The sequence below is a fragment of the Caballeronia sp. LjRoot29 genome (assembly GCF_964252755.1).
In the GTDB taxonomy this organism is placed as follows: domain Bacteria; phylum Pseudomonadota; class Gammaproteobacteria; order Burkholderiales; family Burkholderiaceae; genus Caballeronia.
On record NZ_CAXUPU020000005.1, the window covers coordinates 23,968 to 49,748 of the forward strand.

The window sequence follows — 25,781 nt, forward strand, 5'->3', positions numbered from 1 at the left end:
CATGAAAGTGCCTGTAGTGCGCACGGTTATCGCCGCCGCACATCGCAGAAAACGCAAGACTCGGAGAGTTTCGACGCATGGATTCCACAACCAACCTGATCAACCCGGACGCCCGCATGGGTCTGACTGGCGCGCAGCCAGGCACGCCCGGGTCGATCGCCGCAGGTGCCGGCGGCGCCGGCTACGCGGGCGGCACGGACTTCGGTGGCGGCAGCAGTTTCAGCCCCCGCATGCCGATGCTCAACCAGTTCCGCAACAACCCGCGCATGCCGCTGATCATCGCCGTGGCGATCCTGGCTGTCGTCGTGGCGGGTCTCGTGATGTGGTCGCGCCAGCCGGATTACCGGGTGCTCTTCAGCAATCTCTCCGATCGCGATGGCGGTGCAATCGTTGCTGCGCTGCAGCAAGGCAACATTCCCTACAAGATTGCCGAGTCGGGCGGCGCGATCCTGGTTCCCAGCGACGCCGTGCACGAAACCCGCCTGCGCCTCGCATCGCAAGGTTTGCCGAAGAACGGCTCGGTCGGCTTCGAATTGATGGATAACCAGAAATTCGGCATCAGCCAGTTCGCCGAGCAGGTCAACTATCAGCGGGCGCTGGAAGGCGAGCTGGAAAAAACCATCGCGTCGATCTCCTCGGTCCGCGAAGCCCGTGTCCACCTCGCCATTCCGAAGCCCACCGTGTTCGTGCGGGAAAAGGAACTGCCGACCGCGTCGGTCATGCTGAACCTGTATCCCGGCCGCGCGCTGGATGAGGGGCAGATCATCGCGATCCAGCACATGGTGTCTTCGGGCGTGCCGGATATGCCCGTGAAGAACGTGACGATCGTCGATCAGGACGGCAACCTCCTCACGCAGCAAAGCGCGGCGAACGGCCTGGACGCGTCGCAACTCAAATACGTGCAACAGATCGAGCACAACACGCAGGGACGTATCGACGCCATCCTCGCGCCGCTGTTCGGCGCGGGCAATGCGCACTCGCAGGTGAGCGCGGATATCGACTTCTCGAAGCTGGAGCAAACGGCCGAAAGCTACGGCCCGAATGCCAACCCGCAAAACACGGCGATCCGCAGCCAGCAATCGAGCGTGTCGAATGACACGGGGGGCGTAAACTCCGGTGGCGTGCCGGGCGCGTTGTCGAACCAGCCGCCGGCCGCGGCGTCGGCGCCTGTCGATGCAGCCGCGAGCGGCGCCGATGGCGGCAAAACCGCGCCGGTCAGCATGCGCAAGGACACGACGACGAATTACGAAGTCGACCGCACCGTGCGTCACTACGAGCAGCCGATGGGCGGCATCAAGCGCCTGTCCGTCGCCGTGGTGGTGAATTACCAGAAGCAAGTCGACGCCAAGGGCCACGTGACGATGCAGCCGCTGCCCGCTGACAAGCTCGAGCAGGTGCAGCAACTGGTGAAAGACGCGATGGGCTACGACGAAAAGCGTGGCGACTCGGTGAACGTGGTCAACAGCACCTTCCTGGTGGATTCGACTGTGATTCCCGACGTGCCGTGGTGGCGCACGCCGGACATGATCGCGCGCGGCATCGAGTTCGCGAAGTACGCGGGGATTGGTGCAGTGGCGTTGTTCCTGTATTTCAGCATGGTGAAACCGGCGCTGCGCCGTGCATTCCCGCCGCCGCCGGAACCGGCAGCGCTCGCCGCGCCAGATGAGCTGTCGCTGCTCGACGGGCCGTCCATGCCGAAGTCGCAGATAGACGAAGAAAAGGATGCCGAGGTCAGTTTGCTCGGTCATGAAAGCAACAAGGCCAAGTTCGAACGCAATCTCGACTACGCGCGCATGGTGGCGCGCCAGGATCCGAGAATCGTCGCAACGGTCGTCAAGAACTGGGTGTCCGATGAACGCTGAAGGTCTCAATAAAGCCGCGCTGCTGCTGATGTCGATTGGTGAATCGGAAGCGGCGGAAGTGTTCAAGTACCTTGGACCGCGCGAGGTGCAGAAGATCGGGGCGACCATGGCGACGCTGAAAAACGTCACGCGCGAACAGCTCGACAACGTGATGACCGAGTTCGTCAACGAAGCCGAGCAGCACACCGCGCTGTCGCTCGATTCGAGCGAATACATCCGGGCGGTGCTGACGAAGGCGCTCGGTGAAAACAAGGCGGGCGCGCTGATCGACCGGATCCTGCAGGGCAGCGATACCAGCGGTATCGAAGGCCTGAAGTGGATGGATTCCGCCGCAGTGGCCGAACTGATCAAGAACGAGCATCCGCAGATCATCGCAACCATCCTGGTTCACCTGGACCGCGACCAGGCGTCGGAGATCGTGGCGCTGATGACCGAACGTCTGCGCAACGACGTGCTGCTGCGCATTGCCACGCTCGACGGCATTCAACCGGCCGCGCTGCGCGAACTCGACGACGTGCTGACCACGCTGCTTTCCGGCAGCGACAACCTGAAGCGCGCGCCGATGGGCGGCATCCGCACGGCGGCGGAAATCCTCAACTTCATGTCGACGGCGCACGAAGAATCCGTGATCGAAAACGTGAAGGAATTCGATGCGGAACTCGCGCAAAAGATCATCGATCAAATGTTTGTGTTCGAGAATTTGCTCGAGCTCGAAGACCGCGCAATTCAGTTGCTGCTAAAAGAAGTGGAATCCGAAACCTTGATTGTTTCGCTGAAAGGCGCCCAACCGCCGTTGCGGCAGAAGTTCCTCGCGAACATGTCGCAGCGCGCCGCCGAACTGCTGGCCGAAGATCTCGACTCGCGCGGCCCGGTGCGGCTGTCGGAAGTGGAAGCGCAGCAGCGCAAGATCCTGCAGGTCGTGCGCAACCTGGCCGAATCGGGTCAGATCCAGTTAGGCGGCAAGGCCGAGGACGCATATGTCTGACGCTGCCGAAGCCGCCAAGAAGGCTCATGCCGACGATGCAGTCAAAAAGGCTCGCATGAGCGCTTATCAGCGCTGGGAGATGGCGTCGTTCGATCCGGTTCCGGTCGATCGCAGCGCCGCCGATCAAGCCGCGCTGGAAAAGCACTTGCGCCGTGTCCGCGATGAAGCGCACGCGCAAGGGTTGGCATCGGGCCATGTGGCGGGTCAGGCAATGGGCTACAAGGCCGGCTACGACCAGGGTTACGAACAAGGCGTGGAAGAAGGCCGCCGTCACGCGCACGCGGAAGCCACGCGGCTCGCGCAAATGGCCGATACCTTCAAGATCGCGCTGCAGGCGGCCGACGCTGTAGTCGCTGAAGCGCTGACGGCGCTGGCGCTGGATATTGCGCAGCAAGTGGTTTCGCAGCATCTGACACTCGATCCGACCGCGGTGCTGGCCGTCGCGCGTTCGGTGATCGCGGCCGAACCGGCGTTGTCCGGCGCGCCGTACCTGACGGTCAATCCGGCGGATCTGCCGATTGTCGAAGCGTATTTGCTGGAAGAGCTGCAGGCGGCAGGATGGTCGGTGCGGACCGATCCGGACATCGAGCGCGGCGGGTGCAAGGCGCACGCGGCGAGCGGTGAAATCGATGCAACCAATGTCACGCGCTGGGAGCGTGTGGCAGCGGCGCTCGGGAGGTCACAACCATGGTGAACTCAGGTCACGCACCAGCCCACGTCAATCCGAGCGCTGCGCGCCGCGTCACGCAGGAAGGCTTGAGCGAGCTCGAACAGGAACTGGCGCGCGCGTCGTTCGGCCCGCTGGCCGTGGACGATGACCTCGAACCGACGATCGAAGAAATCGCGGCTCAGACCATCGTCGATCTCGCCGATATGGCGAACAACCCGCATCTGGACGGCTGGCGCGCGCAGCTTGAAGCGAGCAAGGCGCGCAGCCAGATATCGAAACCGTTGCGCGCATGCGGGCGTCTCACGCGTGCAGCCGGGCTCGTGTTGGAAGCGGTCGGATTGAAGCTGGGCGTGGGCTCGGAATGCATGATCGAGTTGCCGGCCGGCAGTTCGATCCCGATGGCCGAAGCCGAAGTCGTTGGTTTCTCCGGCGACAAACTGTTCCTCATGCCGACCACCGAAGTCTCCGGCCTGTTGCCCGGAGCACGCGTGTATCCGCTGGAAAGCGCACCGATCAATGATCCGATGGCCGGCGCCAAGCGCCTGCCGGTCGGCTGGGAAATGCTCGGCCGTGTCGTCGATGCATCCGGCCGGCCGCTTGATGGACTTGGCCCGCTTGGCTCGAAGATCGATGCGCCGCTGACCGCGCCGACGATCAACCCGCTTAATCGCGAACCGATTCACAAGGTGCTCGATGTCGGCGTGCGCGCGATCAACGCGTTGTTGACCGTGGGACGAGGCCAGCGCATGGGTTTGTTCGCCGGCTCGGGCGTGGGCAAGTCCGTGCTGCTCGGCACCATGGCGCGTTATACGAGCGCCGAAGTGATCGTGATCGGGCTGATTGGTGAACGGGGCCGCGAGGTGAAGGAGTTCATCGAACAGATTCTGGGTGAAGACGGGCTCGCGCGCTCGGTCGTGGTGGCGGCGCCGGCTGATGTGTCGCCTATTTTGCGGATGCAGGGCGCGAGCTACGCGACCTCTTTGGCCGAATATTTTCGGGATCAGGGCAAACACGTACTTTTGCTGATGGATTCGCTTACGCGCTATGCCATGGCGCAGCGCGAGATTGCGCTCGCAATCGGCGAACCCCCCGCCACTAAAGGCTATCCGCCTTCCGTGTTCGCCAAATTACCGGCGCTGGTTGAGCGGACCGGGAACGGCCGGGAGGGTGCCGGATCGATCACGGCCTTTTATACGGTCTTGACGGAAGGGGACGATCAGCAAGATCCTATCGCCGATTCCGCGCGCGCCATTCTCGACGGCCATATTGTGTTGTCGCGTTCGTTGGCCGAAGCGGGGCATTATCCGGCTATCGATATTGAAGCGTCCATTAGCCGGGCGATGACCGCGCTGATCGACGACAAGCATCTGGACCGCGTGCGTTTATTCAAACAGATGTTGTCGCGCTACCAGCGCAATCGCGATTTGATCAATGTCGGCGCATATTCCTCGGGGCGGGATGCGTTGCTCGATCGGGCGATTGCGCTCTACCCGCGGATTGAAGCGTTTTTGCAGCAGGGATTTCGTGAGCAGGCCATGTTTGAACCGAGCCTGGCTCAACTCGATGCGCTATTCGAATAAAGATAATTGAGGAATTTGACGTCCATGTCCAAGCATCTGCCGATCCAGACCTTGATCAACCTCGCGGAAGAAGAGCTGGAGGCTGCCACGAAAAAGCTTGGCAAAATCCAGCAGGAACGCGACGAGATCGAGACGCAGTTGAACTCGCTGGTTACGTATCGGGACGAGTATCACGCGCGTTTTACGGCGTCGGCGCAAGAAGGCACGACCGCACAGACGCTGCGCAATTTCCAGGCGTTTGTGGATACCCTCGATTCCGCGATCAACCAGCAGCGCAAGTTGCTTGTGGGCGCGAACCAGCGGCTGGAAGCGGCAAAGCCCGAATGGCAGCAACGCAAGCAGAAACTGGGTTCTTACGAAGTGCTGGCCGCGCGCGGCGAGTCGGTGAAGGCGAAGCAGGAGTCGCGGATCGAACAACGCGACTCCGATGAACACGCTTCCAAGATGCTGCGAATGCGCGCCGAGAAAGCATGATATTTGTAGCGATGTTTATCCTGAACAAGATACGAGGGGCCATGTATGTCGACCGTTAATTCTGCCAGCTCGATGCTCGGCTTGAGCGCTGCTCAATCGCGGAACGCGGCGGCAACGTCGGCGAGCGACGACGCGGCGGCATCGTTTGTATCCACCCTGCACAACATTACCGCCAAGGCTAACGAAGAAGCGGCGGCGAAGGCGCGGGTGCAAGCACAGGCGCAGGCGCAGAAAGCTTCGGCGGCGCGTGGCAGCGTTCACGACGCGCCCAAGCCCGACGATGCTTCAACTGCACAGGCTAAAGCGGCAGCGGAGCAAGCCGATAGCGCGGACCAGGCGGCCGCTGCGGATCAAAGTTCTTCGGCGTCATCGGCGGCTTCCGCCGCGCCGGGTTCTGCAGCGGCGAATCAAGCGCAGGCATCGACTGGATCGATGACAACGGCAGCGGCTACTGCAAACGCGACGGCTGCGGATCAGGCTGCCCAGACCGACGCGGATGCCGCGAAAGCACAGCCCGAAGCCAAGGCGGCAGCGGCAGCAACGGCGGCGGCGACCGCAGCGGCCCTGAAGGCGCGCGGTTGCGCGGCCGCTGATCCGGCCACGGCTTCGACCGATCCGGCTACCGCCGCGATGGATGCCGATGCAACCAACGCGACGTCCTCCACGCAATCGAAGAACAAGTCGAGCGACGCCAAGGCTGCGGATGATGCGCTTCAGGCCGCGCTCGCGCATTTGGCGAATCCGCAGGGTGCTGCGACGCCATCGCCCGACGCGGCAGCGGCGGCAGCCGCCGCAGCCGCGAACGGTGCGAATGTGGCCAACGCCGCGAACGCGGGCGGCAAGGGCGGCGGTTCGAGGCCATCGAACCGGGCGATATCGATCACAGCGTCGTCCGGCGACGGTTCTAGCCGTGCATCGGCGACGCAGCAGGCTGGCTCATCTTCGGCTACGCAACAAGCCGATGCAGCGGCGCTGGCAACCGCAACGCCCGCCGATGACGGCAGTGCTGCTTATAAAGCGACTGCCGATGCGGCGGCCCATTCGGCATCGATGCAGGCCACGTCGGGATCTGCGGGCAGCGCTCCGGTTCAGAGCGCCGCGACGGCTGCCGCCAGTGCTGCGATTGCGCCGCATGTCGGGTCGAGCGGATGGGACGAGGCGTTCAGCCAGAAGGTGGTGTTTCTGTCGAATGGTCATCAGCAGAGTGCTGAGTTGACGTTGAATCCGAAGGATCTGGGACCGTTGCAAGTGGTCTTGCAGGTGACGGATAACCACGCGCACGCGTTGTTCGTGTCGACCCACGCGCAGGTTCGGGCGGCGGTGGAAGCAGCATTACCAACCCTGCGTGAAGCGATGCAAGGCAGCGGGATATCGCTAGGCAGCACAAGTGTGAGCGATGGTTTCGTGGGTCAGCAGTCGGGCCAGCAGAATGGCGGAGCGTCATCGAATGCGGGACGAGGCGGGCGAGGCTCGGGCGCCGTCGATGACGGCGGAAGCGTGGACGCGCTGAGCTCAATCAGCATGCCGGTGCGCAGGCAGGTGGGATTGGTCGATACGTTTGCTTGATTTAGCGTAAAGGTCCAATAGCAAAAAAGCCGCGTTCGCGAAAGGGACGCGGCTTTTTTGTCGTCGATTTTTCTTTTCGATAACACCCGGCCGCCCAACCCCCTCAAACACCTAACTTACGAGTTAGCCCCAATTCCCCCCTCTATTCCCCTCATCGCGACCCTCCGAAATCGCCAACAATTCAGGCTACAGAAAGAGGTCCGCAATCATGGCAAGCACCACCGCAACTCAACAACCACCCATCGTCACCGTCAAGAGCGGCAGGATGAAGCGCATCTTGCTGATCGCGGCGGGTCTTATCGTTTTGCTGGGCGCCGGCGGGGCTGGTGCTTACTACTACTTCATGCACAAGCCCGAGGTGGGCGCGTCGGCGAAAGCTGCGCCCGCCGCGCCGCCGGTGTTCTTCCCGCTGGAATCGATGACCGTCAATCTCCAGTCCGACGACGGCATGCATTACCTGCGTATCGGCCTGACGCTGAAGCTGCCTGACCAGAAGGCGCAAGCCGAACTGACCGAACGCATGCCGGAGGTGCGCAGCCACGTCCTGATGTTGTTATCGGCGAAGCGGCCGGAAGATCTGGCGGGCATCGACGGCAAGCGTCAGCTCGCGAAAGAACTGCTGGAGACGGTCCAGAAGACGGGTGGCCCGCCGGACAGTCCGGCGCATGTCCAGGAAGTGTTGTTCACGGAATTCGTCGTTCAATAATCCGCGCAACCCTCCTCGCCTCTAGCCGCTTAGGCATAAGCAAAAGCCAGCACTAACGCTGGTTGGCGCTCACGGCAAAAGCACACAGCCAAGCACCAAGCAACCGCGCACAGGAACGAAGGAACACTCATGGGCCACGAAGAGTTCATGTCGCAGGAGGAGGTGGACGCCCTGCTTAAGGGCGTCACCGGGGAAGTCGACGCAGTCGCCGACGAAACACGCTTCCACGGCGTGCGCCCCTACAACCTCGCGACCCAGGAACGCATCGTCCGGGGCCGGATGCCGGGCCTGGAAATCATCAACGACCGCTTCGCGCGCCTCTTGCGCGTGGGCATCTTCAACTTCATGCGGCGCTCGGCGGAAATTTCGGTCGGCCCCGTGAAGGTGCAGAAGTACAGCGAATTCACCCGCAACCTGCCGATCCCGACGAACCTGAACCTCGTCCACGTGAAGCCGTTGCGCGGCACCTCGCTGTTCGTGTTCGATCCGAACCTGGTCTTCTTTGTCGTCGATAACCTCTTCGGCGGCGACGGCCGTTTCCACACGCGCGTTGAAGGCCGCGAGTTCACGCAGACCGAGCAGCGCATCATCAGCAAGCTGCTGAACCTCGTGTTCGAACACTACGCGGCATCGTGGAAAAGCGTGCGGTCGCTGAACTTCGAATACGTGCGCTCGGAAATGCACACGCAGTTTGCCAACGTGGCCACGCCGAACGAGATCGTGATCGTCACGCAGTTTTCTATCGAATTCGGATCGACTGGCGGCACGCTGCATATCTGCATGCCGTATTCGATGATCGAACCGATTCGCGACATCCTCTCCTCGCCCATTCAAGGCGAAGCGCTCGAAGTGGATCGCCGCTGGATCCGCGTGCTGTCGCAGCAAGTGCAAGCGGCCGAAGTGGAACTGACGGTGGATCTGGCGGAGATCGGCACGACCTTCGAAAAGATTCTCAACATGCGAGCCGGCGATGTCCTGCCAATCGACGTGCCCGAGTTGGTCACGGCAAAAGTGGACGGCGTGCCAGTAATGGAATGCGGCTACGGAATTTTCAATGGTCAATACGCGTTGCGCGTCCAAAAAATGATCAGCGCAACCGACACGATGAAGGAAGGTGGATATGAGTGACGTAACTGAACCGGGCACGCTGCCGTCCGATCCGCTCAAGAGCGAAGACTTCGGCATGGACGACTGGGCAAGCGCGCTGGCTGAGCAGAACGGCAATGAAACGCCGGCGGCGGCTTCATCGGCGGGATTGTTCCAGCCTTTGTCGAAAGTCCAGGCGCCTTCCACGCGCAATGACATCGACATGATTCTCGATATCCCCGTGCAGATGACGGTGGAACTCGGGCGGACCAAGATCGCGATTCGCAACCTGCTGCAACTGGCGCAGGGATCGGTGGTGGAACTCGACGGCCTCGCCGGCGAACCGATGGACGTGCTGGTCAACGGCTGCCTGATCGCGCAGGGCGAAGTCGTGGTGGTCAACGACAAGTTCGGTATCCGTCTCACCGACATCATCACGCCGTCCGAACGCATCAGGAAGTTGAATCGATGAAACGCTTTACCGCCGCGCATGCAGCCTTGGCATCGCTTGCCATGACGCTTGCCATGTCGCTTGCCGCCCGCACAGCCCACGCCGCTGACATGAACGCCGTCAATCACGCGGCGCAGATTGCATCGGGCGTTGGCGCGGGCACAGCCGTGCCGTCGCTTGGCGTGGGCGCGGTGCTGCAAACGCTGCTCGGACTCGTGATCGTGATCGCGTTCGTGTTCGGCTGCGCGTGGCTGGCACGCAAGTTCGGCGTGGCCGGCACCAAACGCACGGGGCTGGTGAAGGTGATCGGCGGGGCGTCGCTCGGGAACAAGGAGCGCGTCTCGGTGGTGGAGATCGGCGATACATGGCTCGTGCTGGGCGCCGCTCCGGGCAACGTGCGGCTGCTGCACACCATGCCGGCGGGATCGGTGGAACTGAACGGCGCTGAAGCCGGCGTCACGCCTTCGGGCGAAGCACTGCAAGGCAGTTTCGGTCAACGTTTTCGCGACGCCCTCGCCGGCGAAGCGAACAAACGTCTGCAAAAATTCGCAGGCGGGAGCAAGTAATGCAGTCCAGGTTTTTAGCACGCTGCGTGAGACTGGCGGGGCTGTTGCTGCCGGTCGCCCTGCTGGTACTTCCCTACTCCGCTTTCGCTCAAAGCACAGCAGGACTTCCGGCGTTCAACACCAGCCCGGGTCCGAACGGCGGCACGACGTATTCGCTCAGCGTCCAGACGATGCTGCTGCTGACCATGCTGTCGTTCCTGCCGGCGATGCTGCTGATGATGACGGGCTTCACGCGCATCATCATTGTGTTGTCGCTGTTGCGGCAGGCGCTGGGCACAACCAGCACGCCGCCGAATCAGGTGCTCGTCGGACTCGCGCTGTTTCTCACGTTGTTCGTGATGTCGCCGGTCCTCGACCGCGCGTATGTGGACGCGTACAAGCCGTTCTCCGACGGCACGATCACGATGGACCAGGCCATGACGCGCGGCGTCGCGCCGTTCAAGCAATTCATGCTGCGCCAGACGCGTGAAGCCGATCTCGCGCTGTTCGCCCGGATCGCCAAGGCGCCGCCGATGAACGGTCCCGAAGACGTGCCGCTCTCGCTGCTGGTGCCTTCGTTTGTGACGAGTGAGCTCAAGACGGGCTTCCAGATCGGCTTCACCATCTTCATCCCGTTCCTGATCATCGACATGGTGGTGGCGAGCGTGCTGATGTCGATGGGGATGATGATGGTGTCGCCCACAACCATTTCGCTGCCGTTCAAGCTGATGTTGTTCGTGCTGGTGGACGGCTGGCAGTTGCTGATCGGCTCGCTCGCGCAGAGCTTCGTTTCGTAGTCTTTGTATATAGCGTCAGGAATCAAACGATGACACCCGAATCCGTCATGTCGATCGCGCATCAGGCCATGTATGTGGCGCTGTTGCTCGCGGCTCCGCTGTTGCTGGTCGCGCTCGTGGTCGGCCTGGTCGTGAGCCTGTTCCAGGCCGCGACGCAGATCAACGAAAGCACGCTCTCGTTCATTCCGAAATTGCTCGCGGTGGCGCTGACGCTCGTGATCGCCGGCCCGTGGATGATGGAAACGCTGCTCGACTACATGCGCCACGTTTTCACCATCACGCCCGCCATCACCGGCTGATGTTCTCCGTCACTTACGCGCAGCTCAATGTCTGGCTGACGTCGTTCCTCTGGCCTTTCACGCGCATTCTCGCGTTGATTGCGACCGCGCCGCTGCTCAGCCACCAGGCCATTCCGATTCGCGTCAAGGTCGCCGTCGCGGCGTTCATAGCGCTGATCGTCGCGCCCACGATTGGCGCAGTGCCGCAGGTGACCGTGTTTTCCGCCGATGGCGTGATGATCATCATCAACCAGTTCCTGATCGGCGCGGCGCTCGGTATGACGATGCAGATTGCATTCGCCACCATCGACGCAGCCGGCGAGTTTATCGGCATGCAAATGGGCCTCGGTTTTGCAATGCTTTACGACCCGCGCGCCGGCGGAAATTCGGTGGTGATTTCGCGGTATCTGAACACCATTGCCATGCTTGCGTTTCTTGTGTTCGACGGGCATCTGCAAATGATCAGCGCCCTTGTGCAGACGTTCCAGAGCGTGCCGGTGAGCGCGAACGTTCTGGGTTCGGCCACGTTTGCGCGCGGCTGGCAGACGCTTGCGACCTACGGCGTGAGCGTGTTTTCGACGGGCTTGCTGCTGTCGCTGCCGGTGGTCACGGCGTTGCTGATCGCCAACCTCGCGCTGGGCATCCTGAATCGCGCGGCGCCGCAGATCGGGATTTTCCAAGTGGGATTTCCGGTCACCATGCTGGTAGGATTCCTGCTGCTGCAGTTGATGATCCCGAACATGATCCCGTTCTTTCAACGCATCTTCGATAGCGGTATCGACCAGATGGGACGCGTCGCGGCCGCGCTTTAGCGTTCGCCTCAACACGTAACAAATTAGCCTCGCGCGCTTGGCTGTTCCGCCACGCGGCTATCATTCAGTTTTCTCCCCCTTGCTTGCTTCGCCGACGGGTCACGTGCTCCGCCCATGAACCTCGACTATTTCACCCTGGATCAGTTGCGTCAGAACCACCCGGCGTGGCGCCTCCTGCGATCCGATCACGCGCCGCTCGTTGCAAGCTTCCTGCAGCGGGTGTTCATCGTGCCCAACGTACGCGTCATGTCGCAAGCCGATCTGGCCGAGGCGCTGGAAGACGAGCTATTCGGCTTACGTGAACAACTGGATTCCTCCGCTTTTCCGAAAACGGCGCAGGCTTATCTCGACGACTGGGCAGCCAACGACAAAGGCTGGTTGCGCAAGTTTTATCCCCAAGGGTCAGACGAACCGCACTTTGATCTGACCCCTGCCGCAGAGAAGGCCATCGCCTGGCTGGGAACGCTGGTCGAACGGAGTTTTGTCGGTACCGAGTCCCGGTTGCTCACGCTTTTCGAATTGCTCAAGCAAATGAGCGAAGGAAGCGAAAGTGATCCGCAGGCCCGCATCGTGGAGTTAGAGAAACGTCGCGATGACATCGACGCTGAGATAGCCCGCGCGCAGACGGGCGATATCGCGCTGCTCGATGCCACCGAACTGAAGGACCGCTTCCAGCAATTCACCGCGTTAGCGCGTGAACTCTTGACCGATTTTCGTGAGGTAGAGCAGAATTTCCGAGGGCTGGACCGGCGCGTACGTGAGCGCATTGCGCTATGGGACGGTTCGAAGGGTACGCTGCTGGAGGATATCCTTGGCGAACGCGACGCCATCTCCGACTCCGACCAGGGGCGAAGCTTCCGGGCGTTTTGGGATTTCCTGATGTCGAGCAGCAGGCAGGAAGAGTTGTCGATCTTGCTAGAACGCGTGCTGGCGCTGCCGCCCGTCGTAGAACTTAAACCGGATGGCCGCACTCGGCGCGTGCATTACGACTGGCTGGAAGCCGGCGAGCATACTCAGCGAACGGTGGCGACGCTTTCGCAGCAGTTGCGACGGTTTCTCGATGATCAGGCGTGGCTGGAAAATCGTCGAATCATGGACATCCTGCGCAATGTGGAAATGCATGCGCTGGCTGTGCGGGAGCAGCCGCCAGCGGGTCAGACAATGACGATTGCCGACATGGCTGCGGACATCGACCTGCCCATGGAAAGGCCGTTGTACGTTCCGTCTTTCAAACCGCGCCTGACCGAGACCGTATTGGAAGCTGGCGACGCCGATTTGGACGCCGGCGCGCTCTATTCGCAAGTCGTGATCGATCGCGAAAAGCTCGCGCGGCATATTCGTCACGTGCTGCAAGATCGCGCTCAAGTGACGTTGCGCGAGCTATGCGACACGCAACCGCTCGAACATGGCTTGGCAGAACTGGTGGCCTACCTGCAACTCGGTAGCGACTCTTTCAAAACGGTGGTCGACGAACAAACGGTTGATATCGTGACTTGGCAAGGCACGGGGCCAAGCGGCGAGCACCAGACGCGGCAAGCCAGCTTTCCGCGTGTCATTTTTGTGAGGTAAGGATGCCGGACCAGGATTCAGGCGGTGCAACAACCTCAACGGCCGGTCTGTCCAGCGTGGTCATTCCGCTGCTCAAGGCAGTCTGCTACAGGGACAGCGATCCCGTTCTCTGGCAAGCGTTGCTCGAACTGCAAGCGCGGGTGCGCGATTATGTTTCGGTACTGGGCCTCGCGCTTGTGCTGGACGAAGCAGAGGGATACGCCTTTGTGCGCGCGCATCCGGAGGAAGACGGGGTAGACGACGCACCCAAATTGCCGCGTCTTGTTGCACGGCGACCGCTGTCGTTTCCGGTCAGCCTGCTGCTCGCGTTGCTCAGAAAAAAGCTCGCCGAGTCCGACGCGGGCGGTGCGGATACGCGCCTGATTCTCACGCGCGAACAGATCACCGAACTGATACGGGTATTTCTCCCCGCCGGCAGCAATGAAACGAAGGTGGTCGACCAGATCGAGACGCATATCAACAAAATCGTTGAACTGGGATTCCTGCGACGACTTAAACCCGGCGCGGATAAACGGGAGGGTCCGGCGGCGTTCGAGGTCCAGCGGATCCTGAAAGCGTTCGTGGATGCTCAGTGGCTTGCTGATTTCGATGCGCGACTGGCCGCCTATCGCGCTCGACTCGATCGTTCAGCGGAGGCAGACGCAGATGACTGACATGCAATTGCCCGGCCTCGACTTCGTGAACGATGACGCACTGTCGGGCTTTCGCCTTCAGCGCCTGGAAGTCTACAACTGGGGCACATTCGACGCTCGCGTATGGACGCTGAATCCTCATGGAGAGAACGCGCTGTTGACGGGCGATATCGGCTCGGGGAAGTCGACCTTGGTCGACGCGGTCACCACGCTGCTTGTTCCGGCGCATCGTATTGCCTACAACAAGGCGGCCGGCGCGGACAACAAGGAAAGATCGCTTCGTTCTTACGTCCTGGGCCATTACAAATCCGAACGCAACGAGCTCAGCGGCAACGCGAAGCCTGTCGCGCTGCGTGACTACAACACTTACTCGGTCATCCTTGGCACCTTTCATAACGCCGGGTACGACCAGACGGTCACGCTTGCGCAGGTCTTCTGGATGAAGGAGCAACAGGGCCAGCCTGCGAGGGTTTTTGTGGGCGCCGAGCGCGCATTGTCGATAGCTGAAGACTTCGCGAACTTCGGCACGGATATCACGGCATTGCGCAAGAAACTCCGCGGCCTCGGAGCAGAAGTCTTCGACAGTTTTCCTCCGTACGGCGCGTGGTTTCGCCGTCGCTTCGGGATTGAAAACGAGCAGGCGCTGGAACTGTTCCATCAGACTGTATCGATGAAATCAGTGGGCAATCTCACCGACTTCGTGCGCAGCCATATGCTCGAGCCTTTCGATATCGCGCCCCGGATTGCTGCGTTGATTGCCCATTTCGACGACCTGAATCGCGCGCATGAGGCAGTGCTTAAAGCCAAGCGGCAAATGGACCGCCTCACGCCGCTCACCGACGACTGCGATCGATACGCCAAGCTGCTGCTTCAGGTGGAAGGCCTTCGCGCATGCCGTGAAGCGCTTCGCTATTACGCTGCAGGACTGAAACTGGGCTTACTCGATAAACGCATCGCGGGGCTAACGGCGGACTGGGAAAAGCAAGACGCTCAGATCAGGCGTCTGGAGGCCTTGCGCGACAACCAGCGCGTGGAGGAAAGCGAACTCAAGCGCAACATCGCTGAAAACGGGGGCGACCGTCTGGAGCGTCTCGACGCCGAAATTCGCAAGAAGGACCTTGAGTGCGAGACTCGCAAACGCAAGGCGGAGCGCCATGCCGAACTGGTGCGTGCAGTCGGCGAGCATCCGGCTGAAGACGAAGCCGCGTTCCAGGCGTTGCGCCAGCGTCTGTCCGTCATGTTCGGGTCCGCTCGGGAAGCAGAAGATCGCTATCTGAACGATCTGACCGAGCACGGCGTCAGCCTGCGTCAAGGAAAACAGGAGCACGACGCGCTATCGGCGGAAATCGACAGCCTGAAAAATCGTCGAAGCAACATTCCCGCAGAACAGGTCGCCATGCGCACGGCATTGTGCCAGGCGCTGGATTTACCCGAGGCGGAGCTTTCGTTCGCTGGTGAACTGTTACAGGTGCGCGACGACGAGCGCGACTGGGAAGGGGCGGCCGAACGGCTGTTGCGAAGCTTCGGGCTGTCATTGCTGGTTCCTGATACACACTACCCGGCGGTCGTGGAGTGGGTCGACAGAACCCACCTTCGGGGACGGCTTGTGTTCTTCCGGATCCGGTCGGGCGTTCGTGGCGAGCTGCCTTCCCTGCAGGCCGATTCCCTCGCCCGCAAGCTGGCGATCAAGCCGGACTCGCCCTTCTACGACTGGCTCGAACGCGAAGTCGCGCATCGCTTTAACGTGATTTGCTGCAGTACCCAGGAACAGTTTCGCCGCGAAACGCGGGCGATCACGCGTGCGGGCCAGATCAAGGCGCCGGGCGAACGTCATGAAAAGGACGATCGTCATCGCCTGGATGATCGCAGCCGATATGTACTGGGATGGACCAACGAAGCCAAGATCGACGCGCTTCAAACTAAAGCCAGCCACCTGGCCGCTCAACTCGGTGAGCTGGGCAACCTTGTGTCCAAGATCCTGGCGGATCAAAAAGAGTGCAAGCATCGGCTGACCATGCTTTCCAAGCTGGAGGAGCACGCCGACTACGCCGACCTCGACTGGAATTCGCTCGCGGTGGAAATAGCGCGATTGCGCGATGAAAAACAACGGCTCGAATCGGCCTCGGATAAGCTGGCGCAACTGACGGCGCGGTTGGGTGAGATCAGCGCTGCGCTGAAAAGCACGGAAGACCAGCTCGACGAGCACAAGGATGCGCGCTCCCGCACGGGGGAAAAGCAAAGCATCGCGGAAGAACTGCGCACACAGACCCGTGCCATTCTCGATGACCCCGGCTACGAGCGCCACACGGCTTATTTCGAGCAGTTGGAATTGACGTCGCACGAACTGCTCCGCAAGCATCAACTGACTGTCGAATCCTGCGATAACCGCGAAAGTGACTTGCGCGGATTTCTTCAGACCAGCATCGACGCCGAAGACAAAAAGGTCTCACGCCAGCGCGACAAGATCATCGATGCAATGAGCGCCTACAACCTCGCGTTCCCGCTGGAGACGCAGGAAGTGGACGTCGCCATTGAGTCGGCCGATGAGTATCGGATGATGCTCGACAAGCTCAAAGGCGATGATCTGCCCCGGTTCGAAAATCGCTTCAAGGAGCTGCTGAACGAAAACACGATTCGAGAAGTGGCCAACTTCCAGTCGCAACTGGCTAGAGAGCGGGAGACGATCAAGGAGCGCATCACGCGTATCAATGAGTCACTCACACAGATTGACTACAACGCGGGGCGTTACATCGTGCTGGAAGCGGTGTCGACGCCCGATGCCGATATACGCGATTTCCAGTCCGAACTGCGTTCTTGTACCGAAGGCACGCTGACCGGCTCCGACGACACCCAATACTCCGAAGGCAAGTTTCTGCAGGTCAAGCAGATCATTGAGCGCTTTCGCGGGCGCGAGGGTTTGGGTGAACAAGATCGTCGCTGGAGCACCAAGGTCACTGACGTACGGAACTGGTTCGTGTTCGCCGCCAGCGAACGCTGGCGCGAAGACGATACCGAACATGAACATTATTCGGATTCTGGCGGCAAGTCGGGCGGTCAGAAAGAGAAGCTCGCCTACACCATTCTCGCGGCCAGCCTTGCTTACCAATTCGGACTGGAATGGGGCGCGGTGCGCTCGCGCTCGTTTCGCTTCGTGGTGATCGACGAAGCGTTCGGCCGTGGTTCTGACGAGTCGGCGCAATACGGCCTGCGCCTTTTTGCGCAACTCAACTTGCAACTGCTGATCGTGACGCCTTTACAGAAGATTCATATCATCGAACCCTTTGTTGCAAGTGTCGGTTTCGTCGACAACAAGGAAGGACGCGAGTCGAGGTTGCGCAATCTTTCTATCGAAGAGTATCGCGAGGAAAAAGCAAGGATGAATCGATGAGCTGGACCACGCCAGCCGATCTGCGCAAACAGGTCATGCGGCTTTGGGAGCGGGGAGAATTGCTCGGCAGCCTGGCCAGGGGTGAGACGCTTTTTCCCAAGCGTCTCACGCTCAAAGGTCCATCATCCGCGGAGATCGCCGAGCAGTTCGAGGGCATCCGGCAATGGGTCATCGAGCTTCGGTCGATGACCCATTGCCGCGTTGAGATGAGGGAGTTCAGACATCGTGTATTTGGTGCCAACGCACTGCCCGATGCCGTATGGCTCGATTCGCTCGAGCACGCGGCGGCCTTTATCGGCAAGCAACGAGAAGCCGCCCGCTTCGCCGCGCTGCTGGATATCACGCACACGCGGGAACCGCGCCTGGTCGCGTGGCTCGCTGAACGGCCGCTGCGTGCGCTTGAACTCGCCGATGTCTGGAGCAGGCTGCTCGATATCTGCGGCTGGTTTCAGGCTCATCCGCGTCCCGATGTGTATCTCCGGCAGGTAGACATCCCGGATGTTCACACCAAGTTCATCGAGGCTCATCGCGGTGTGCTGGCGGAGTTGTTGGACCGCGTCTTGAGTCCGGAGTTTATCGATTCCTCTCGCTCCGGCGTCAATCAGTTCGCCAGCCGTTTTGGCTTGCGGGATAAGCCGTTGCGCATTCGCTTTCGCATTCTCGACGCGGATAAGGCATTGTTTCGGACTACGCACGTCACGCAAGACATTACGCTCGATGCCGCGAGCTTCATCGAACTCAATCCCGATGTCGGGCGAGTTTTCATCACCGAGAACGAGATCAATTTCCTGGCCTTTCCGCCGGTCAAAGACAGCATGGTGATCTTCGGCGCAGGATACGGATTCGAGATGCTGAACCATGCGCGGTGGCTCGGGAGTCGCCGGATTCATTATTGGGGCGATATCGACACGCACGGTTTCGCGATTCTCGACCAGCTACGCCGCCGGTTCGAGCATGTGGAGTCGTTTTTGATGGACCGCGAAACCTTGCTGGCATTTACGTCGCTCTGGGATCGTGAGGAACAGCAAACGCTGCGCGATCTGCCAAGACTCAACGAGCAAGAGCAGACCCTGTTCAACGACTTGCGGGATAACCGGCTGCGTAAAAACCTGCGTCTTGAGCAGGAAAGAATTGGCTTCGCGTGGGTCGAGACGGCATTGGCTGCTTTGGTTTAGCCTGTTTCCTATTTCGTCTGCGCGGGGAATCGAGCGTCGATCGCAAACGGAGACGACGGCGGGAAGTCATTGCGTCAGTTCGTACGCCGTGCTGCGCCCGCCCGACGCTGATCTGCGCAGCACCCCTAATGTCACCAGTTCGCCGATATCGCGTAACGCGGTATCCGCCGAACACTTCGCGATGGCCGCCCACTTGCTGCTGGTCAGCTTGCCGTCGAAACCATCGAGCAACCAGTTCAGCAGCTTGATTTGCCGCTCGTTAAACGACGCGGTGGCCCAGCGCTGCCAGAAACGCGTCTTGACCAGCACCGCGCCCACGGTGTGCTTGGCGTTGTCCACTGCGCGATGCAGCGTATGCAGGAACCAGGTCAGCCACGCGGTCACATCGAGCGATCCGCGTTGGGTTTGCTCAAGGATGTCGTAATAAGCGCTGCGCTCCGACAGGATCTGCGCCGACAAACTGTAGAAGCGCTGCGGACTGCCGTCGGCGCGGGCGAGCAGCAAGTCGCAGATGGCCCGGGCGATACGGCCATTGCCATCGTCGAAAGGATGCAGCGTGACGACCCACAAATGCGCCAGCCCAGCCTTGATCACCGACGCCACGTCAGCGTCGTGATTGAGCCAGTCGAGAAAACGCGTTGCCTCGGCGTTGAGGCGATCGGCCGGAGGCGCTTCGAAATGAACCCGCAGGCGGCCAACAGGACCGAAGACCACCTGCATGGCGCCGTTTTGGTCGTTGCGCCATGCGCCTATCTGGATCCGCGATAACCCGCTGAAGCCGGTCGGAAACAAAGCCGCGTGCCACGCAAACAAACGCTCCTGCGTAAGCGGAGCGTCGCAGCGAGCGGTGGCGTCAAGCACCATCTCAATCACGCCTTCCACATGCCGGTCGAGCGGTGCAAGCGCGCCAATGTCTACCCCAAGCCGGCGCGCGATAGACGATCGAACCGAGTCCGCATTCAGCCGTTCACCTTCGATCTCGCTGGTCTTGATCACGTCTTCGGTGAGCGCGGCCAGACTTGCCTGATTGCGCAGCGACAAACCGACATCGGCAAGCCGGCCGAGCAGCAAACCCTGGGCGCGACTAACCGCGGCCAGCGGCTCTGCGATCGCCGAGAGAACGTAGCGCCCCGCCGGCCAGTCAGATCTTCCCAGATAAAAGTCCATGCTCCGCGTTTCATACGGTGAATATGAGACGTATTCGCCGCAACCGGTGATTTATTCTCCGCATAAAATGCGGAGAATAAGGCCGCTATTCACCGCATGCGTTATGCCGAACGAGTTTCAGGCTGTTCCGTCATGCTTACTCCGCCCAATAAAAAGGGCCGCCCTTCAAACCGGCGGCCCAAAACACATCCTACAACCCACATCAATTTTTCCCTACACGCCCCCCGGCGCTTAACCGCTACCCAAATAGTTGAACAACGACATTTTCTGGATCTGCGCAAACGCCTGTTGCGCGGCCTGCAGCGAGTTCTGCGTCATCTCGTACTGGCTGATTGCACTCGGCAGGTTGACGCTGACCAGGTCCGCCAGATTGTTGGCGGTCTGCGTCGACGTCGTCTGCATGGCGTTCTGCGTCGTCGTGACTTCCTGCTCGCGGCCACCCACCGCCGTCTGTGTCGTCAGTATGTTGTTGGCCGTGTTGCTGATTTTCGTGCCTGCCGTGGTCAGCGCGTTTTGCAACGTCGCCTGGGCCGCCGCCGAATCGGCTGGCTGTTTCAGCGCGCTCACCAACGTATCGAGCGACGTGAAGATGTCGGTATCGCTGGTGTGGCCAGTGTTGGCCGGCGCCACGGTGAAGGTATCGCCCGATGCCGGCGCGCCGGAAATAGCGACGGTCTGCGAACCCAGCGTGATGTTGTCGCCAGCCGTATAAGGCGTCGGCGGCGTGACGGTGGTGGACGTGCCCGTCGCAGGGTCACGCGCTGAGACCGAGTACGAACTGACCGTCGTGGTCGTGGGCGGCGTGCCGGTGGTCGTGGTCCCGAACGTGATGGTATAGGTCGACGAGTTGGCAGGATCGCTGCTGTTGCTCACGCTGACCGGACTGATCGTGCCAGAACCCGTGTTGCCCGACGATCCCGCCGAAACCGGCGTGCTTTCGTTTGATGAAACGCTTTGGAAAATCGCCGAACCCGGATCGGCTACGTTGATCGTGCGGGTGTCGGAAATCTGCACCTGCCGCTGACCGGGGCCGCCCGCGTAGGTCGCGCCAATACCCGAAGCGTTGTCGGTGAAGGGCTGCGAGCCGCCCTGGAACCCGGCAAAGATGTAGTTGCCGTTGGCGTCGGTGGTATTGGCAAGCGTCATCAGCGTGCTGCGATAACCCTGGAGCTGGGTCGCAAGCGAGCTGCGGTCGGTGTCGTTGAGCGTGCCGTTACCGGCGTTCACGACCAGCGCCTGGATGCTCTGCATCACGTTCGTCACGCTGGTGAGCGTGGAATCTTCCTGCTGCAGCGAGGTCAGCGCGGACGACTGGTTGGTCGAATATTGCGCGAGCGTGGCGGCCTGCGCGGTCAGCGCCACGGCTTGCGCGGCGCCGAGCGGATTGTCCGCCGCGGTCTGCAAGGCCTTGCCCGATGAAATCTGCGCGTACATGTTGGCAAGCGACGCCTGCTGATTGTCCATCGTCTGGACATTCATCGTGAAGTACTGGGAGCTGGAGATGCGCATCGTGAAAGCCTCAGTTGAAGATGCCGAGCAGCGTCGAGAACAGCGTGGAAGCGGTCTGGATGACCTTGCTGTTGGCCTGGTACAACTGCTGGTACTGAATCAGGTTGGCGGCCTCTTCATTCAGGTTCACGCCCGATACCGACTGCTGCGCCGTCGTCGCTTGCGTCAGCACTGCCGTCGCCGACGTACTGGAACTCTGCAGATTGTTGGTCTCGTTGCCGATCTGGTTGACGTAGTTCGCATACGCGCTCGTCAATGAGTCCGTGCCGCCGTTCAACGACTTCGCCTTGCCGAGGTTCGCCAGCGCGAGCGCGTTGCTGCCGTCGCTGCTGCCGCCCTTGTTCGCCGCAATAGTGAAGCTGTCGCCGTTCGCAGGCGTGCCGGTGATCGTCGCGCTGACACCCGTTCCATTGGATACGGTCAAGCCCTGTGATGGGTCGTAGGCGAACGGTGTGTTTGCCGGCACGACGGTGCCGCTTGGCAGCGTCACGGGTTGATTCGACGTCAATTGCTTGGCGGTCGCGTTGTACGTCAGCGTCATGCCGGTGGACGCGAGCGAATAACCCGCGGTGACCGTCGCAGCCGAGATGTTCGCGGTACCAGCGTTGCTCGCTCCCGCCGATGCCACCGCCGGTGACGCCGCCGCAATCGCGGTCGGGTTCGTCGTGACCATCGAGAACGCGGAGAGCGCGCCGCTCGTCGGCTGGATGGTGAACGAATCGCCGGACTTCATGCCAGTCGGCACCGCGATATTCAGGCCGGCAATCGTGCCGCTGGCCGCGCCCGTTACTGGATCGGCCGTGAGGGTGCCGAGCGACGCGCCGCTCTGGCTGTCCGTGAGCGTGTAGGTCGAGCCATTGCGGGACAGCGTGTAGTTGCCGCTGGGCGGCTGGGTCGGATCCGCAATCGATACCGTCAACTGAGCCGTGCCCGTATTGCGCGAATTTGCGTAAATGGTCGGGCTGCCCGTCGAGAACAATGCGGTGCCGGGATTGCCGTTCAGGTCCACGCCCAGCGCGTTTTGCTGGTTCAGTTGCGCGGCGAAACTGGTGGCGAGCGAACCAAGCTGCGCCTGCGCGGGATCGAGCGACTGGCTGCGGAATGCAAGCAATCCGCCTACCGTACCGCCGCCAAATGTGGAATCCGGCAGATATTGCGTTTGCGCGGGCGTCTGCGGCGAGCCGTCCGGGGATGCATACGCTATCGATAATTCGCTTGGATTCGACGTCGAGGTCACCGCTGCCAACTGATACGCCGTCGTCCCGTTCACCAGCGGCTGGCCGGTGCCGATCGACACGTTGTACGCGCCGTTGACGGTGGTGACCTGCACGTTCGTCAACTGGCTCAGGCTCGCAACCGCCTGGTCGCGTGCATCGAGTAGCTGGTTCGGCGGCTGGCCCTGCGCGCTCGCGGAGGCAATCTGGCCGTTCAGCGTGGCGATCTGGCTGGTGTAGCTGTTGATCTGCGTGACCGCGCTGGTGAGCGACTGGTTGACGCCGGAGCGAAGCTGGTTGTAGTTTGCGGCCGCGGCGTTCATCTGGTTGACGAGCGTTTGCCCGCTGCTCATCAGCGATTGCCGCGTCGACGTTGTAGCGGGGCTGTTCGCGACCGACTGCAAGCTCGTGAAATAGCCCGTCATGCCGGCGCCAATACCCGTGGTCGGATCGCCCACGAGGTTGTTCAGCTGCGACAACATCGAGTAATAGGTGTTCAGCGAACTGCTGTTGGACTGCGCGTTATTGAGCTGCGTGGTCAGGAACGAACTGTATGAACGCGCGACCGTCGCGGTCTGGACGCCTGAGCCCAGGTAACCCGACGTCGTGTATTGCCCCGACGCCTCCTGGTACACCGGCGTCTCCTGTGTATAGCCCGGGGTCGCGGCGTTGCTGATGTTCTGTCCGGTGGTCGTCAAGCCCCATTGGGCTGCATTAAGACCACTGACGCCGATATCGAATAGGGACATGCAAGGAATCCTGGTAATGGCCCAAACCCGGGCCGCCGCTGGCTGACGGCAACTGGTGTATATCGGCCGATTGCAGAAAAAGTTGAATCCTGGCGTGCCAAATCGGGATCACGCATGATTTTTGGGCGCGGTGCAGTTCCCGCTCCGATGAAATCCGCATGCACACTGCGCCATGACGGATTATTCACCGCGCCAGAGTGAGGCAATTGCTGAAGCAGCGGGGAAATTGGGCGCCAGTTCGACGAATGGAAGCGGCGTGAACGGAAGCGGCGTTGCGGGGAAACAAGTCAGGCGCGGCGAGCACAGGGGCTCGCCGCCGCATCGATTTATCGCACCAGCGACCGGCGTTTCATCTCGAGTTGCGTAATCAGGCGTTGCAGCGTGTTTTCGGCGGAGCCCGGCAAGCTCATGAACTTGAAGCCCAGCGTATAGCGCAGATCGCCGCGTGAATTCACTGTCTGCCGGTTCGACATCAGCTGCAGGTCGAGCACGACCTTGCCCGGATTGCTGAAGTGCAGTTCCACGGAACGCAGGATCAGGCCGACTTGCATCGACGCAACCCGCTCGTCCATGGTGCGCAGTGCCACGCCACCCAGCGAGAGGTCATTCACTTCAAAGCGGAAACGCTCGCCATTCGGCAGTTCGCCGCTGCAGATGTACGGATCCAGCACGGGCGCTTCGACGCGGAAATACTCGCGCCGCTGCATGTAGAAGAGCACCGGTGGAAATTCCGCTTCGAACGCCGGGTGGCCTTCGAAAACGATTTCACGCGGCGTGCCGGTGGCGAATTCGACGCGCACGCCATCGGGGCTCGCGTGGAACATCAGGTTTTCCGAGCGCAGCATGGCCTGGCTCTGCTCGGGGATGCCACCCCAGTCGAAGATAAAGGTATGCGCTGCCGTATTCACGTCGAGCAGGCGCGTGACGATCTGCCCCGTGCCGTGATCGACGGTCAGGAAGTCGGCTCGATTAACGAGGTTGCGCAGCGATACGCCGATTTCCAGCGGATTACGCCGGCCGAAATCGTGATTATCGGACTCGTCGTCTGCGATGCCGGAACCGTTTGGCGGATTCATGTTCATGGAGCTTGCCGTGTTCGTTTGCTCGCTCGCGTCCCGTTTTCCGGGACTGTTTGAGCGTCCAACCGGACCCTGTGGATCCGGCACTTCGATGTTTCATTTAGCGGCAACCGGGATTGAATATTTAGGGTTGGCTGTAAAAAAACTTTCCTGATCCCGTATCCGGCGGCCGAAAACGTTCGCAAAGCGCGCAAATCGAAACGAACCAGCACGTTCTCTCCATTTCGATGCCTTGCGGCCCGGGCCGGCTGCCTTCGGACGCACCATGCGCCCGATCCTCGCCGTCAGCCTGCATCGTGTTTTTATTGCGACATTGGCCCCGTCGCTTTTGATACCTTACTCGTAATATGTTTGGTCTAGCTAACTAGATCACGCAAAAGGTGCGCCAGTCCGCACACGCGTCGCGCCCGGTTCACACCGGGGTCACGCGCGGATCACGCTCAGATTGCACTCGATCACGCAATGTGCCGCATGATCGAAATCAGCTTTTTAGCGTATTGCGGGTCCGTTGCGTAGCCCGCTTTCTGCATTCCGTGCGCAAAACCGGCGGCATCGCGCGAGGCTTCCACGACCGGCGCGTAACGCGGATTGCTCTTGAGCACGCTGGCGTAATCGGTGAGTGCGTCTTCGTACGAGTCGTAGGCGCGGAACTTCTCCACCACTTTCTGCGGTTTGCCGTTCACGTATTCCGTGGTCACCGCGTTTGTCGTCTTGCCGCTCCAGTCGCTGGTCGCCTTGATGCCGAATACGTTGTGGCTTGAGGTGCCATCGGAATTCTTGATCTCGCGTTTGCCCCAGCCCGACTCGAGCGCCGCCTGACCGATGATAAATCGCGCCGGAATCCCGGTCGCCGAGCTCGCGGCCTGCGCCGGCGCGGCAAGCCGGTCGACAAAAGCCGCCACCTTGTCCGTGCCCACGCCGCGTGCGGGCGGCGTCAGCGCGCTGTCGGCGCTATAACCATTGCCACTAAGCGATGCCTTCGATGCCGCCGTCGATGACCCCGCCGCGTTCGCATACGCCTTTGCCATCGCGTTCATGGCGGCCATGTTGCCGGCGTTCGCGCTGCTGTCGCCGCTCGCGCCCGCGCCATCCATCTGCCCGCCCGCGCCCGCACTGGACGACCCACCACCGGCGTTGCGCATCAGTTGCTTGAGCATCATGTCGGCTACGCCAATGCCCTTTGCGCCCATGTTCTGCGAAAGCTGCTGGTCGAGCATCGACGTGAAGGTCTTGCTGTCGTTCGAATCGAAAGGGCTGTCCGACGGCGTGGCGTCGCGCATGCTCTTCAACATCATCTGCGTGAAAACGGAGTCAAACTGCTTGGCCGCCGCCTTCAAACCCTGCTGCGGATTCGCGTTCGCCTGCGCGCGCATGGCGTCGAAGCCCTGCACGTCGAGCGCAAAACGGTTCGACAACGAACCCAGGCCGCTGCCCGTGTCGGAGGTGTTCATCGATGCGAGCGCGTTGCTTGCTGTACCGGTCCCGTT

General features: G+C 61.1%; 21 protein-coding genes and 1 pseudogene. 17 read left to right on the top strand and 5 right to left on the bottom strand.

Annotated elements, in window-relative coordinates:
• The first annotated feature begins 77 nt into the window (after positions 1-77).
• The 17 genes from fliF to ACSQ83_RS07635 all read left to right on the top strand — a co-directional run bounded on the left by fliF (position 78) and on the right by ACSQ83_RS07635 (position 18,576).
• Positions 78-1,862, top strand: coding sequence for a flagellar basal-body MS-ring/collar protein FliF (gene fliF / locus ACSQ83_RS07555; protein ID WP_436227708.1), 1,785 nt, complete (start codon positions 78-80; stop codon positions 1,860-1,862).
• Positions 1,852-2,847 (top strand): flagellar motor switch protein FliG, encoded by a 996-nt coding sequence (gene fliG / locus ACSQ83_RS07560; RefSeq protein WP_436227709.1) that lies wholly within the window; start codon positions 1,852-1,854, stop codon positions 2,845-2,847. The genes fliF and fliG overlap by 11 nt, the downstream gene beginning before the upstream one ends.
• Entirely contained in the window at positions 2,840-3,541 is a 702-nt protein-coding gene (fliH, locus tag ACSQ83_RS07565; RefSeq protein WP_436227710.1) for a flagellar assembly protein FliH, read from the top strand. Before fliG ends, fliH begins: the two co-directional genes overlap by 8 nt.
• On the top strand, positions 3,535-5,097 hold the full coding sequence (gene fliI, locus ACSQ83_RS07570) for a flagellar protein export ATPase FliI (RefSeq protein ID WP_436227711.1): 1,563 nt from the start codon (positions 3,535-3,537) through the stop codon (positions 5,095-5,097). The genes fliH and fliI overlap by 7 nt, the downstream gene beginning before the upstream one ends.
• A gap of 24 nt (positions 5,098-5,121) precedes the next feature.
• Complete coding sequence (fliJ, locus tag ACSQ83_RS07575; RefSeq protein WP_436227712.1) at positions 5,122-5,571, top strand: flagellar export protein FliJ; 450 nt, start codon at positions 5,122-5,124, stop codon at positions 5,569-5,571.
• Positions 5,572-5,616: 45 nt separating this feature from the next.
• Positions 5,617-7,137, top strand: coding sequence for a flagellar hook-length control protein FliK (locus ACSQ83_RS07580; RefSeq protein WP_436227713.1), 1,521 nt, complete (start codon positions 5,617-5,619; stop codon positions 7,135-7,137).
• Positions 7,138-7,345: 208 nt separating this feature from the next.
• Positions 7,346-7,843: a flagellar basal body-associated protein FliL gene (gene fliL / locus ACSQ83_RS07585; RefSeq protein WP_414947862.1), complete on the top strand. Its 498-nt coding sequence runs from the start codon at positions 7,346-7,348 to the stop codon at positions 7,841-7,843.
• A gap of 129 nt (positions 7,844-7,972) precedes the next feature.
• Positions 7,973-8,971, top strand: coding sequence for a flagellar motor switch protein FliM (gene fliM / locus ACSQ83_RS07590; RefSeq protein WP_414947861.1), 999 nt, complete (start codon positions 7,973-7,975; stop codon positions 8,969-8,971).
• Positions 8,964-9,401, top strand: a complete 438-nt coding sequence (fliN, locus tag ACSQ83_RS07595; protein ID WP_414947860.1) for a flagellar motor switch protein FliN — start codon at positions 8,964-8,966, stop codon at positions 9,399-9,401. Before fliM ends, fliN begins: the two co-directional genes overlap by 8 nt.
• The gene (gene fliO / locus ACSQ83_RS07600; protein WP_436227714.1) at positions 9,398-9,946 is read left to right on the top strand and encodes a flagellar biosynthetic protein FliO; all 549 of its coding nucleotides are present in this window, start codon (positions 9,398-9,400) and stop codon (positions 9,944-9,946) included. Before fliN ends, fliO begins: the two co-directional genes overlap by 4 nt.
• Positions 9,946-10,722 (top strand): flagellar type III secretion system pore protein FliP, encoded by a 777-nt coding sequence (gene fliP, locus ACSQ83_RS07605; RefSeq protein WP_436227715.1) that lies wholly within the window; start codon positions 9,946-9,948, stop codon positions 10,720-10,722. Before fliO ends, fliP begins: the two co-directional genes overlap by 1 nt.
• A 29-nt stretch (positions 10,723-10,751) precedes the next feature.
• Positions 10,752-11,021: a flagellar biosynthesis protein FliQ gene (gene fliQ / locus ACSQ83_RS07610; protein ID WP_031364176.1), complete on the top strand. Its 270-nt coding sequence runs from the start codon at positions 10,752-10,754 to the stop codon at positions 11,019-11,021.
• Complete coding sequence (fliR, locus tag ACSQ83_RS07615; protein ID WP_414968135.1) at positions 11,021-11,812, top strand: flagellar biosynthetic protein FliR; 792 nt, start codon at positions 11,021-11,023, stop codon at positions 11,810-11,812. The genes fliQ and fliR overlap by 1 nt, the downstream gene beginning before the upstream one ends.
• A 114-nt stretch (positions 11,813-11,926) precedes the next feature.
• A complete protein-coding gene (locus ACSQ83_RS07620; protein WP_436227716.1) occupies positions 11,927-13,381 on the top strand; it encodes a DUF3375 domain-containing protein in 1,455 nt (484 codons plus the stop codon).
• A 2-nt stretch (positions 13,382-13,383) separates the two neighbouring features.
• A complete protein-coding gene (locus tag ACSQ83_RS07625) occupies positions 13,384-14,034 on the top strand; it encodes a DUF4194 domain-containing protein (protein WP_436227717.1) in 651 nt (216 codons plus the stop codon).
• Positions 14,027-17,401: an ATP-binding protein gene (locus ACSQ83_RS07630; RefSeq protein WP_436227718.1), complete on the top strand. Its 3,375-nt coding sequence runs from the start codon at positions 14,027-14,029 to the stop codon at positions 17,399-17,401. Before ACSQ83_RS07625 ends, ACSQ83_RS07630 begins: the two co-directional genes overlap by 8 nt.
• Positions 17,398-18,576, top strand: a complete 1,179-nt coding sequence (locus ACSQ83_RS07635) for a DUF3322 domain-containing protein (protein ID WP_436227719.1) — start codon at positions 17,398-17,400, stop codon at positions 18,574-18,576. Before ACSQ83_RS07630 ends, ACSQ83_RS07635 begins: the two co-directional genes overlap by 4 nt.
• Before the next feature lie 66 nt (positions 18,577-18,642).
• On the opposite strand, the pseudogene ACSQ83_RS07640 reads toward ACSQ83_RS07635, so the two are convergent.
• The 5 genes and pseudogenes from ACSQ83_RS07640 to flgJ form a co-directional block, all read right to left on the bottom strand.
• A pseudogene (locus tag ACSQ83_RS07640) lies at positions 18,643-19,757 on the bottom strand (Fic family protein).
• A 217-nt stretch (positions 19,758-19,974) separates the two neighbouring features.
• Positions 19,975-21,252 (bottom strand): flagellar hook-associated protein FlgL, encoded by a 1,278-nt coding sequence (flgL, locus tag ACSQ83_RS07645; protein ID WP_436227720.1) that lies wholly within the window; start codon positions 21,250-21,252, stop codon positions 19,975-19,977.
• 10 nt (positions 21,253-21,262) lie between these two features.
• The gene (gene flgK / locus ACSQ83_RS07650; protein WP_436227721.1) at positions 21,263-23,215 is read right to left on the bottom strand and encodes a flagellar hook-associated protein FlgK; all 1,953 of its coding nucleotides are present in this window, start codon (positions 23,213-23,215) and stop codon (positions 21,263-21,265) included.
• Between the two features lie 326 nt (positions 23,216-23,541).
• Positions 23,542-24,291 (bottom strand): flagellar brake protein, encoded by a 750-nt coding sequence (locus tag ACSQ83_RS07655; RefSeq protein ID WP_436227904.1) that lies wholly within the window; start codon positions 24,289-24,291, stop codon positions 23,542-23,544.
• Positions 24,292-24,749: 458 nt separating this feature from the next.
• A complete protein-coding gene (gene flgJ / locus ACSQ83_RS07660; protein WP_436227905.1) occupies positions 24,750-25,745 on the bottom strand; it encodes a flagellar assembly peptidoglycan hydrolase FlgJ in 996 nt (331 codons plus the stop codon).
• Positions 25,746-25,781 lie beyond the last annotated feature (36 nt).